General features: G+C 71.5%; 6 protein-coding genes and 4 tRNA genes. 7 read left to right on the forward strand and 3 right to left on the reverse strand.

The window, feature by feature from the left end; all coding sequences use genetic code 11:
* Window positions 1–124: 124 nt before the first annotated feature.
* From ABZ340_RS11515 to ABZ340_RS11525, 3 genes are all read right to left on the reverse strand, one after another.
* Complete coding sequence (locus ABZ340_RS11515) at window positions 125–2,443, reverse strand: DEAD/DEAH box helicase (protein ID WP_358781547.1); 2,319 nt, start codon at window positions 2,441–2,443, stop codon at window positions 125–127.
* Between the two features lie 262 nt (window positions 2,444–2,705).
* Window positions 2,706–3,302, reverse strand: coding sequence for a hypothetical protein (locus ABZ340_RS11520; RefSeq protein WP_358781548.1), 597 nt, complete (start codon window positions 3,300–3,302; stop codon window positions 2,706–2,708).
* An 88-nt stretch (window positions 3,303–3,390) separates the two neighbouring features.
* Window positions 3,391–3,741 (reverse strand): metallopeptidase family protein, encoded by a 351-nt coding sequence (locus ABZ340_RS11525; RefSeq protein WP_225076323.1) that lies wholly within the window; start codon window positions 3,739–3,741, stop codon window positions 3,391–3,393.
* Window positions 3,742–3,825: 84 nt separating this feature from the next.
* Here ABZ340_RS11525 and ABZ340_RS11530 point away from each other — a divergent pair, with 84 nt between their 5' ends.
* The 7 genes from ABZ340_RS11530 (at window position 3,826) to ABZ340_RS11560 (ending at window position 11,158) form a co-directional block, all read left to right on the forward strand.
* Window positions 3,826–5,424 carry a metallophosphoesterase gene (locus tag ABZ340_RS11530; RefSeq protein ID WP_358781549.1) on the forward strand — a complete coding sequence of 533 codons (1,599 nt, stop codon included), beginning with the start codon at window positions 3,826–3,828 and terminating at the stop codon, window positions 5,422–5,424.
* An 80-nt stretch (window positions 5,425–5,504) separates the two neighbouring features.
* Window positions 5,505–5,577: transfer RNA gene (locus tag ABZ340_RS11535), tRNA-Glu, on the forward strand.
* Between the two features lie 51 nt (window positions 5,578–5,628).
* Window positions 5,629–5,703: transfer RNA gene (locus ABZ340_RS11540), tRNA-Asp, on the forward strand.
* A gap of 24 nt (window positions 5,704–5,727) precedes the next feature.
* A tRNA-Phe gene (locus ABZ340_RS11545) sits at window positions 5,728–5,801 on the forward strand.
* 209 nt (window positions 5,802–6,010) lie between these two features.
* Complete coding sequence (locus ABZ340_RS11550) at window positions 6,011–6,934, forward strand: hypothetical protein (RefSeq protein ID WP_358781550.1); 924 nt, start codon at window positions 6,011–6,013, stop codon at window positions 6,932–6,934.
* A 101-nt stretch (window positions 6,935–7,035) separates the two neighbouring features.
* Window positions 7,036–10,989: an ATP-dependent RNA helicase HrpA gene (hrpA, locus tag ABZ340_RS11555; RefSeq protein ID WP_358781551.1), complete on the forward strand. Its 3,954-nt coding sequence runs from the start codon at window positions 7,036–7,038 to the stop codon at window positions 10,987–10,989.
* 94 nt (window positions 10,990–11,083) lie between these two features.
* Window positions 11,084–11,158, forward strand: a tRNA-Asp gene (locus tag ABZ340_RS11560).
* Window positions 11,159–11,263: the final 105 nt, after the last annotated feature.

Below are 11,263 nucleotides of genomic sequence, written 5' to 3' on the forward strand. Positions count from 1 at the left end.
TTCTCTCAAACCCCCGGGGGGCCTCCGTACTACACGGCGCCGGGCCGTCGGGCCCCCCCCCGTTTGGGGTAGGCCCCCCCCCCACTGGCCTGGTGCGGCCCCTTCCGGCAGCCGTTGGCAACCGTCAGCCGTTGCGCTTCCAGCGCGGCTTGTCCTCGCGGCGCCCGAAGGACGAACCGCCGCGGTGGTCGTCACGACGGCCGTACGGACGCTCGTGCCCGCCGGAGCGGAAGCCGGGGCGGTCGCCCTGGCGGTCGCGGTTGAACGGACGGTCGCTGCCACGGTGGCCGCCGCGGTCGTCCCGGCGGAAGCCACCGCGGTCGTCCCGGCGCTCGAAGGAACGCCCACCACGGTCACCGTCCCGACGGTCGTCCCGGCGGTCGTCGCGGCGGTCGTCGCGGCGGAAGCCGCCCCGGTCGCCACCACGCTCGCCGTCCCGGCGGTCGTCCCGGCGGAAGCCACCACGGTCGTCCCGGCGGAAACCGCCACGGTCGTCCCGGCGCTCGAAGGAACGCCCACCACGGTCACCGTCCCGACGGTCGTCCCGGCGGAAGCCGCCCCGGTCGCCGTCCCGGCGGTCACGGTCGTAGCCGCGGTCACGGTCACGGTTGAACCCGCCCCGGTCGTCACGCCGCTCGAAGGAACGCCCGCCACGGTCACCGCCACGCTCGCCGTCACGGCGCTCGAAGGAGCGGTCCCGGTCGTACGACCGCTCGCGCCCGAACCCACCGCGCTCGTCACGCCGCTCACGCCGCTCGTACGACCCCGAAGACGCCGGACGCTCGAATCGCTCCGGCCTCTCGGACCGCTCGAACCTCTCGGACCGCTCCGGACGCTCGAACCGCTCCGGACGCTCCGAGCGCTCCACGTCCCGCGCACCCGGCTGCTCCGGCACCGACACCTCGGCCGCCGTCGCGGTCGCCTCGGCCGTACCGGCCGCCGCCGTGACCGCGGCGGGGTCCTCGCCCCGCTCGCGCGCCACCCGGGCGAGGAGCCGGTCGGCTTCCTCGCGCAGCTCCGTCGCGCGCCGCTGGGCCCGCTCCAGCTCCTTGGTGAGCTGGGCGACCTCGCGCTCGGCCTGCTGCGCCGCGTTGCCCGCGGACTCCGCCTGGACCTCGGTCATCGACCGGGCACCGGTGATCTCGGCGACCTCCGGGTCGAAGGCCGCGCCGCCCTGGATGATGTGGCGCTGGGCGTCGACGCCCGCGTCCTCCATCAGGCGGAAGATCTGGCGCCGCTGGTGCGGCAGGGACAGGGAGACGACCGTGCCGGTGCGGCCCGCGCGGGCGGTACGGCCGGCGCGGTGCAGGTAGTCCTTGTGGTCGCCGGCCGGGTCCACGTTCAGGACCAGGTCGATGCCGTCCACATGGATGCCGCGCGCGGCGACGTCGGTGGCGACCAGGACGTTGACGTACCCGTCCTTGAAGTCGGCCAGCGTCCGGGTGCGGGCGCCCTGGGTCATGCCGCCGTGCAGCGCGTCGGCCTTCACACCCGCCTCGCGGAGCTGGTCGGCGACGCGGTCGGCGCCCAGCTGGGTGCGGACGAAGATGATGGTGCGGCCCTTGCGGGAGGCGATGGCCGCGGTGACCGGCGCCTTGTCCTTGGGCTTCACGACCAGGATGTGGTGCGACATGGTCGTCACCGCGCCCTGCGCCGCGTCGACCTCGTGCGTGGCCGGGTCGGTGAGGTACCGGTCGACGAGGGTCTTGATCTCGTTCTCCATGGTGGCGGAGAAGAGCATGCGCTGACCGCCGGCCGGGACCTGGTCGAGCAGTTCGGTGACCTCGGGCAGGAAGCCCAGGTCCGACATCTGGTCGGCCTCGTCGAGGACGGTGATCTGGACGTTCTCCAGCGAGCAGGCGCCGCGGTTGATGATGTCGCGCAGCCGGCCCGGCGTGGCGACGAGCACGTCGACGCCCTTCTCCAGGGCGTAGATCTGGTTGCCCATGGAGGTGCCGCCGCAGACGACCTTCATCTTCAGGCCGAGGACGTCGCCGTACGGCTGGAGCGCGTCGGCGACCTGCATGGCCAGCTCACGGGTGGGCGTCAGGATGACGGCCCGCGGCTTGTGCTTCTCGGTGCGGCCGCCGGCGAGCTGCGCCAGCGTCGGCAGGCCGAAGGAGAGCGTCTTGCCGGAGCCGGTGCGGCCCCGGCCGAGGATGTCCTTGCCGGCCAGGGCGTCCGGGATGGTCGCGGCCTGGATCGGGAAGGGGGTGGTCACGCCGTTCTGCGCGAGCTTGCGCACGACGCCCTCGGGCAGCCCGAGGTCCGCGAACGTGACCTGGGGGGTGTCGGGGGTGCCGGGGGTGCCGTTCCCGGCGTCCTCGGCGTGCTCCGTGTTCTCCGTGTGCTCCGCGTTCACGGAAGCCTCGGGGGACTCGGGGAGCTCGAGGTGCTCGGGGTTCTCGGACACGACGACGTGATCAGTACTGGTGATGGACATGCGAATGCGAAACCTTCCGGAGGATCGTCGGCACGCGCCCGTCAACTCCGTGATTCGCGATTCGCAATACGACCGCCTCGATGCGGTCCACCACGGCTTAGGAGAGTACGCGCCACACGGCGCGCTCTGCGTTGGCGCCGGGCAAATGGGATCAAACGATCTGCCACCATACGCACCCATCACCCCCGAAGGCAAACCGGCTGGCAAACACCCAGCTCAGCCCACCTCAGGCCCCCCTGTCCACTCCCCCTCTCCGGCCCTCTCAGACCGGCGCCCCCGCTTCCGGCGCCGGTTCGCGCTCCGCCGGTTCCCGCTGCGCGAGCTGCGGTCCCGGCGGCTCGTGCGCCGACGACGACGGCTCGGCCACCGTGGGGTCCGGCGTCGGGGAGGCGGGCGGTTCCCTGGTCGGCGTCGGTTCGGGGACGACCGTACGGGTGGGTTCCGGAACGGACGTACGAGTGGGAGCGGGATCGACCGGTCCGCCGCCCGCCGGGGCGGACCCGCTCGGGCCGGCGGGCGGCGCGCCCGGCGCGGGCTCTTCCTCGCCCTCGCCCTTGCCCTCGCCGCCCTTCTCCCGCCCCTTGCCCTTGCCCTTGCCCTTCCCTTTCCCCTTGCCCTTGCCCTTCTCCCCGCCCTTGCCGTCCTTGTCCCCGCCGTCGGCCGCCACCGCGCCGTACCCGGAGCCCCCGCCCGGCACCACCGCCCCGCCGTCGGGCTCCTTCGCGCCCTGTTCCCCGGCGGACCGCGACGGCTTGGCGGCCCCGCCGGAGGCGTCGTCGCCCACGCTCATGCAGCCGGCTGCGGCGGCGACGGCCACGACCGTGGCGGCCAGGCGGACGGGTACGAACAAGGGGCGCACGGGAAGCCACCTCCGGAGCGGGGTGAATGAGTCAACGTGCCCAACTCCCGCCGCCCGCAAGAGGACACGCGCCCCGCACCGGCGGATGTCACCCGTACCCGAGGGCGTGCAACCGCTCGTCGTCGATCCCGAAGTGGTGCGCGATCTCGTGCACCACGGTCACCTCCGTCTCGGCGACGACGTCCTCGCGCGTCTCGCACATCCGCAGCGTCGGCCCCCGGTAGATCGTGATGCGGTCCGGCAGCACACCCGCGTACCACTCCCCGCGCTCCGTCAGCGGAGTCCCCTCGTACAGCCCGAGCAGCTCGGGATCGTCCGCCGGCGGTTCGTCCTCGACGAACACCGCGACGTTGTCCATCAGCCGCGTCAGCTCCGGCGGGATCCGGTCCAGCGCCTCGGCGACCAGTTCCTCGAACTCCTCGCGCGTCATCTCCAGCACAGGCCCATTGTGGAGTACGCCACGCTCGTACGAGAGGCGCCCGCACCCCGCATATCCGCCCCCGGACATGGGCATAGGGGATCAATGGTCCGCGTCCCCGCCGCAGTCCTGAACATGTACGACCGCATCCGGAAGACCCCGCGCACCCCCACCCGGCGGCGCCGCGCCCGCCGGGCACCGGCCACCGCGGTGGAGCTCGCCCGCCGGCCCCGCCCCTGGCGCCGCGCCGCCGGCCTCGTCGCCGTCGTCGTCCTCGGCTCCTGGCTGGGCCTGCTCGTCGTGGGCGACGTGCGCGTCCCCGTCGGCCCCATGAACACGACGATGACCCTGCGCCCGTCCCTCACCGGCGGCACGAAGATCAACGTCTCGCCGATCGGCGCGCTCCAGTTCGACAGCCACATCGCCCCGGTCCGCCTGGACGTCAACGTCGACCAGCTCGACCCGGACCGCGCCCAGGCCCTCGTCGACCACCCCGAACGCCTCTCCGGCCTCCAGGACGAGGTCGCCCGGGACGTCACCCACGGCACCCTCGACCTCGCCGTACGCTCCGGCGTCGCCGTCGTCACCGGCGCCACCGCCCTCGGCCTCGCCGTCTACCGCCGCCCCCGCCGGGCCCTCGCCGCCGGCGGCCTCGCCCTGGCCCTCCTGGCCGCCTCGGGCGGCACCGCGTACGCCACCTGGAACCCCGACTCCGTCCTGGAGCCCAAGTTCTCCGGCCTGCTCTCCTCCGCCCCGTCCCTGGTCGGCAGCGCGCGCAGCATCGTCACGGAGTTCGACGTCTACCAGAAGGAGCTGGCCCGCCTGGTGACGAACGTGACGAAGCTGTACGACGTCACCTCCACGCTCCCCGCCTACGCCCCCGACCCGACCACCATCCGGGTCCTGCACGTCTCCGACATCCACCTCAACCCGGCGAGCTGGAAGATCATCGCCTCGCTGGTGAAGCAGTACAAGGTGAACGTGATCGTCGACTCCGGCGACACGATGGACCACGGCACGGCGGCCGAGAACGGCTTCCTGGACCCCATCGAGGGCCTGGGCGCCCCCTACGTCTGGGTCCGCGGCAACCACGACTCGCGCGTCACCCAGCGCTACCTGGAACGCATGAAGAACGTGCACGTCCTCGACGACGGGCGCGCGACGACCGTCGCCGGCCTGCGTTTCGCCGGCATCGGCGACCCCCAGTTCACCCCCGACCGCTCCACGAAGCCCGGCGCCGAGGCCTCCCAGGAACTGGCCGGCGCCCGCCTCGCCTCCGCCCTGCGCGACCAGCGCGCCGACGGGACCCCCGTGGACGTCGCGATCGCCCACGAGCCGTCGGCGGCCCGCGAGGTCGACGGGGAGGTGCCGCTGGTGCTGGCCGGCCACATCCACCACCAGAAGACGGAGGTCATGAAGTACGGCACCCGGCTCCGCGTCGAGGGCTCGACCGGCGGCAGCGGCCTGCGCGCCGTCGAGGGCGAGCACCCCGACCCGATCCAGGCGTCGATCCTCTACTTCGACCGCGACACCCGCCGCCTCCAGGCGTGGGACGAGATCGAACTGGGCGGCCTGGGGCTGACGACGGCCGAGGTCAGCCGCCACCTGCCGAAGGAGAACCAGCCGGGGGCCACCCCCACGCCGCCCCCCTCCCCGTCCGCCTCCTCCCCCTCCCCCGCTCCCTCCGCGACCCGTGCCCCGTAAACCGTTTTGGCGATCTCTCCCGCCATCCCCTATGCTTCTCACGTCCCCGACGCGCTGAGAAGCGCCCAGGCGGGCCGATAGCCCTCATCGTCTAGCGGCCTAGGACGCCGCCCTTTCAAGGCGGTAGCACGGGTTCGAATCCCGTTGGGGGCACGCAGTACGGTGTGCGACACTTGGCACGTTGGTTCGCACACAGCCACACTTGGTCCTGTGGAGCAGTTTGGAGTGCTCGCCACCCTGTCAAGGTGGAGGCCGCGGGTTCAAATCCCGTCAGGACCGCTGAGGTTTCACGTGAAACCTCGTGGCTGGGTAGCTCAGTTGGTACGAGCGTCCGCCTGAAAAGCGGAAGGTCGCCGGTTCGACCCCGGCCCCAGCCACAACCGCCCGTTCGGGCAGAGACCCCCGTCGATAAATCGGCGGGGGTTTCGCGTTGCGCCCTCCCATACCGCGGCACCCTTCCCACACCGTGGCGCCCTGCCCAGTGATGTTTCTTGATCCGCTCGCGCTCTTGCAGTGGGGGGCCGGGGACGCCGGTTCCCGGATACCCGGGAGGGATCAAGTGCGTTTCAGACATGCCGTAGGGGCCGTGGGACTGGCGATCGCGTGCGCGCTGCCGACGGCGGGGAGCGCGGCGGCCGACGGGACCGGCGGGAGCGCGGGGGTGGGGCGGCTCACCGCCACGGACTACTCCTCGGGCTCCCCCGCTCTGGTCGCCCTCAACCCGTCGAGCGGGGCGGTCACCGCCACCTTCGCCCAGAACGCCGAGGACGGTGTCCTCGCGCCCGGCGGCTCCCAGGTGGCGTACATCGGCCGCCGCGACACCTGCATCCCGCAGCCGGAGGGCGGCTGCGTCTACGCCCGTGACCTGGTCCTCGCCGACGCCGACGGCGGCAACGCGCGCGTCCTCGTCCCGGGCGTCCAGCCCGAGACCGGCGAGGCCCCGTACGTCGGCCACCCCGACTGGTCCCCCGACGGGCAGCACATCCTCTACGACAGCCCGCGCGGCCTGGAGTGGGTCAAGACCGACGGCACCGGCAGCGAATTGCTCACCCGCGGCAGCCTCGGCACCTTCTCGCCCGACGGCCGGACCATCGCCTTCGTGCGGACCACCGCATACCCGACCGAGGACGGCTACGCGTACGGCACGGACGTCCACCTCCTCGACACCGTCACCCGCGAGGAACGCCGGCTCACCGACCGCCGGGACGTCAGCTCCACGCCCGTCGACTGGTCGCCCGACGGCAGCAGGCTCGTCTACGCCACCTCGTACGGCCTCCACAGCCTCGACGTGGCGACCGGCGCCACCACCGACCTGAACAGCGGCTGGCAGGTCCCGCTCTACGGCTTCCGGAACCCGGTGTACTCCCCCGACGGCCGCCGGATCGCCTTCCAGGCCTACGACGGCACGACCGAAGGCACCCGTGTCCACGCCGTCGACGCGGGTGACGGCGGGAACCTGGAACCGCTCACGGACCGGCCCTCGAACCTGACCGACTGGCTCGCCCGGTAGCCCTCGGCCCCGCCCCGCCCTGGGCGTCCGGTGCGCGGACCGGACGCCCCGGGCAAAAGCGTTCGCCACGGAATTCCCGGGGATGAGATCCTGGATCGCGTATGTCTACGCACTCCGCCCCCGCCCTCGGCAGCCTCGCCTCCCGCCTGACCGAGCTGTCCCTGCGTGACGCGCACCGCCTCGGCCGGCGGCTGGAAGGCGCGCGCAAGATCCGCAAGCCGGAGGCCCGTGCCGCCGTCCTCACCGAGATCGAGGCGGACGTCGAGCGGGCCGAGCGGCGCATCGGCGAGCGCCGCGCCCGCGTGCCCGGCGTCACCTACCCCGAGCAGCTGCCGGTCAGCCAGAAGAAGGACGCGATCGCGGCGGCCATCCGTGATCACCAGGTGGTGATCGTGGCCGGTGAGACCGGTTCCGGCAAGACCACGCAGATCCCGAAGATCTGCCTGGAGCTCGGCCGTGGCGTCCGCGGCATGATCGGGCACACGCAGCCGCGCCGGATCGCCGCCCGGACGGTCGCCGAGCGCGTGGCCGAGGAGCTGGACACCCCGCTCGGCGAGGCCGTCGGCTGGAAGGTCCGCTTCACCGACCAGGTGAACCCGGACGCCACCTTCATCAAGCTGATGACGGACGGCATCCTGCTCGCGGAGATCCAGACCGACCGCGAGCTGCGCGCCTACGACACGATCATCATCGACGAGGCGCACGAGCGGTCCCTGAACATCGACTTCCTGCTCGGCTACCTCGCCCAGCTGCTGCCGAAGCGTCCCGACCTGAAGGTCGTCATCACCTCGGCGACCATCGACCCGGAGCGTTTCTCCCGGCACTTCGGCGACGCCCCGATCATCGAGGTCAGCGGCCGGACGTATCCCGTCGAGGTCCGCTACCGGCCGCTGCTGGAGGAAGACTCCGACGACGCCGACCGCGACCAGATCACCGCGATCACGGACGCCGTCGAGGAGCTGATGGCCGAGGGCCCCGGCGACATCCTGGTCTTCCTTTCCGGGGAGCGGGAGATCCGCGACACCGCGGACGCGCTCACCAAGAAGCAGTACAGGTTCACGGAAGTCCTGCCCCTGTACGCCCGGCTCTCGCACGCCGAGCAGCACCGCGTCTTCCAGCCGCACTCCGGCCGCAGGATCGTTCTGGCCACCAACGTGGCCGAGACCTCGCTGACCGTCCCGGGCATCAAGTACGTCATCGACCCCGGGTTCGCCCGGATCTCCCGCTACAGCCACCGCACCAAGGTGCAGCGGCTGCCGATCGAGCCGGTCTCGCAGGCCAGCGCCAACCAGCGCAAGGGCCGCTGCGGCCGTACCTCCGACGGCATCTGCATCCGGCTCTACAGCGAGGACGACTTCGACGCCCGTCCGGAGTTCACGGACGCGGAGATCCTGCGGACCAACCTGGCCTCCGTCATCCTGCAGATGACCGCGGCCGGCCTCGGCGACATCGAGAAGTTCCCCTTCATCGACCCGCCGGACCACCGCAACATCCGCGACGGCGTCCAGCTGCTCCAGGAGCTCGGCGCCCTCGACCCGGCGCAGAAGGACCCGCGCAAGCGGCTGACGGAGACCGGCCGCAAGCTGGCCCAGCTGCCCGTCGACCCCCGCCTGGCCCGGATGGTGCTGGAGGCCGACAAGAACGGCTGCGTGCGCGAGGTCATGGTCATCGCCGCCGCGCTGTCCATCCAGGACCCGCGCGAGCGCCCGGCCGACAAGCAGGCCCAGGCCGACCAGCAGCACGCCCGCTTCAAGGACGAGACCAGCGACTTCCTGGCCTACCTCAACCTCTGGCGCTACCTCCGCGAGCAGCAGAAGGAGCGCGGCTCGTCCTCCTTCCGCCGGATGTGCAAGCAGGAGTACCTGAATTTCCTGCGCATCCGCGAATGGCAGGACATCTACACCCAGCTGCGCTCGGTCGCCAAGCAGATGGGCCTCCACCTCAACGAGGACGACGCCCCCGCCGAGCTCGTCCACCGGTCCCTGCTCGCCGGCCTGCTCTCGCATGTCGGCATGAAGGACGTCAAGGATGGCGCGAAGAACGAGTACTTGGGGGCCCGCAACGCCAAGTTCGCGATCTTCCCGGGCTCGGCGCTGTTCAAGAAGCCGCCGCGTTTCGTGATGTCCGCCGAACTCGTCGAGACCTCCCGGCTGTGGGCCCGCGTCAACGCGAAGATCGAGCCGGAGTGGGTCGAGCCGCTCGCCCAGCACCTGGTCAAGCGCACCTACAGCGAGCCGCACTGGGAGAAGGACCAGGCGGCGGTGATGGCATACGAGAAGGTCACGCTGTACGGCGTGCCGATCGTCGCCCAGCGCAAGGTGAACTACGGCCGGATCGACCCGGAGGTCAGCCGTGAGCTGTTCATCCGCAACGCGCTGGTGGAGGGCGACTGGCGCACGCACCACAAGTTCTTCGCCGACAACCGCAAGCTCCTGACCGAGGTCGAGGAGCTGGAGCACCGCGCGCGGCGCCGGGACATCCTCGTCGACGACGAGACGCTGTTCGACTTCTACGACCGGCGGATCCCCGACCACGTCGTCTCCGGCGCCCACTTCGACTCGTGGTGGAAGCACAAGCGGCACGAGCAGCCCGACTTCCTCGACTTCGAGCGCGAGATGCTCATCAACGAGAAGGCGGGCGCGGTCACCAAGGACGACTACCCGGACTCCTGGCGCCAGGGCAATCTGAAGTTCCGCGTCACGTACCAGTTCGAGCCGGGGGCGGACGCCGACGGTGTCACCGTCCACATCCCGCTCCAGGTCCTCAACCAGGTCACCGGCGAGGGCTTCGACTGGCAGATCCCGGGCCTGCGGGAGGAACTGGTCACCGAGCTCATCCGCTCCCTCCCCAAGCCGATCCGCCGCAACTACGTACCGGCGCCGAACTACGCCAAGGCGTTCCTGGAGAAGGCGGTCCCGCTCCAGGAGCCGCTGACGGTGACCATGGCGCGCGAGCTGAAGCGCATGGTCGGCGTCCCCTTCGAGGCCGAGGACTTCGACTGGTCCAAGGTCCCCGACCACCTCAAGATCACCTTCCGGATCGTCGACGAGCGGCGCCGCAAGCTGGCCGAGGACAAGGACCTGGAGGCGCTCAAGCTCCGGCTGAAGCCGAAGGCGCGCAAGGCCCTGTCCCAGGCCGCGGCGGCCACCGCCTCCCGCCAGGGCGGGCCGTCCCTGGAGCGCGAGGGCCTGACCGACTGGACGATCGGCACGCTCACCCGCGTCTTCGAGACGCGCCGCGCCGGGCAGCCGGTGAAGGCGTACCCGGCGCTGGTCGACGACGGGCCGGCGGCGAACACCGTCTCCGTCCGGCTCTTCGACACCGAGGCCGAGCAGGCCGAGGCGATGTGGAAGGGCACGCGCCGGCTGATCCTGCGCAACATCCCGGTCAACCCAGCGAAGTTCGCATCCGAAAAGCTGACCAACCAGCAGAAGCTGGGGCTGTCCGCGAATCCGCACGGTTCGATCCAGGCCCTGTTCGACGACTGCGCGATGGCCGCCGCCGACAAGCTGATCGCCGACTTCGGCGGCCCGGCGTGGGACGAGGAGTCGTACCGCACGCTGTACGACAAGGTCCGCGCGGAGATCGTCGACACGACCGTGCGCACGGTCGGCCAGGTCCAGCAGGTGCTGGCCGCCTGGCAGGCCTGCGAACGCCGCCTGAAGGCCGTACGGAGCCCCGCGCTGCTGCCGAACCTCCAGGACGTGCGCAAGCAGCTGGACGGCCTGGTGAAGCCCGGTTTCGTGACGGAGGCAGGGATCAAGCGGCTGCCGGACCTGATGCGCTACCTGATCGCCGCCGACCGGCGCCTGCAGCAGATGCCGACGGGCGTCCAGCGGGACACCACCCGCATGGAGAAGGTCCACGAGATGCAGGACGAGTACGCATGGCTGCTGGAGCAGATGCCGCAGGGCCGCCCGGTCCCCCGGCAGGTCCTGGACATCCGCTGGATGATCGAGGAGCTCCGGGTCAGCTACTTCGCCCACGCGCTGGGCACGGCGTACCCGGTCTCGGACAAGCGGATCGTGAAGGCGATCGACGCGGCGGCGCCGTGACGGCGACCGCACGGAGGGTGAGTTCGACCAAGGGGCTCACCCTCCTGTAGAGTCTCTTCTCGCAGCGCAACGCACGAACAGCGCGGCAAATCCTGGTCCTGTGGAGCAGTTTGGAGTGCTCGCCACCCTGTCAAGGTGGAGGCCGCGGGTTCAAATCCCGTCAGGACCGCAGTGAGAGTGAGGCCCGCACCCGAAAGGGACAGCGGGCCTCACTCATGTCACCGCACACACTCCCCTCACCACCCTGTCAAGGTGGAGGCCGCGCCCGCGGCGC

The organism is Streptomyces sp. NPDC006134 (genome assembly GCF_040628835.1).
Classification (GTDB): domain Bacteria; phylum Actinomycetota; class Actinomycetes; order Streptomycetales; family Streptomycetaceae; genus Streptomyces.